At 39.2% G+C, this 526-nt stretch carries 1 protein-coding gene; it reads left to right on the top strand.

Annotated features, from left to right (window positions below; all coding sequences use genetic code 11):
• The first annotated feature begins 147 nt into the window (after positions 1-147).
• Positions 148-300 (top strand): hypothetical protein, encoded by a 153-nt coding sequence (locus tag ATH1_RS21545; RefSeq protein ID WP_010424864.1) that lies wholly within the window; start codon positions 148-150, stop codon positions 298-300.
• Positions 301-526: the final 226 nt, after the last annotated feature.

The raw sequence follows: 526 nt of genomic DNA, 5'->3' as shown, positions 1-526 counted from the left end.
CACTTCAGAAAGTGAGGCAGATTTTTCTTGATTGTAAGAAGATTATTTTGTTTCTTTAAAATATGATAGTTCCTGATACAAAGGTTTTTGGCCGGTTGTAGTGTTTTTTTTAATTCAATTCTCACTTCTAACTTAAACTCTTTACCTATGAAGCAACTTTCTTTTATTGTTTCCCTGCTTTTTGTTATCCTTCCATTGTTGTTTTTGACCGGCTGTGAAAAAGATGAAATGACGGTCGAAGCCAATGATACAACTCTGACAGACTTTGATTACGAAAGTGTGGATGATGCGCGTCAGTAGTTTTATCAACAAACCGGTGGAAATGTTTTTCTTGAAAGAGAATCGTCGACCAAAAGTTCCGGTGTTCAGATCACCGAAGTACCCCTGTTTGGCGATTGGGAAAACAGTATATCCCAACATCCGGGATATATAAAAAGCGTTGAAACGCCGGTGTTTACAGTCGGCGATGAAGAGACTTTTTCCGAAGCCCTGAAAGGCACCAGCCTGTTAAAAAGTGAAAGCACGG

This window comes from Anaerophaga thermohalophila DSM 12881 (assembly GCF_000191885.1).
GTDB classification, from domain to species: Bacteria; Bacteroidota; Bacteroidia; order Bacteroidales; family Marinilabiliaceae; genus Anaerophaga; species Anaerophaga thermohalophila.
The sequence above is the reverse complement of the archived record's forward strand: the minus strand, read 5'-3'. Positions and strand labels throughout refer to the sequence as shown.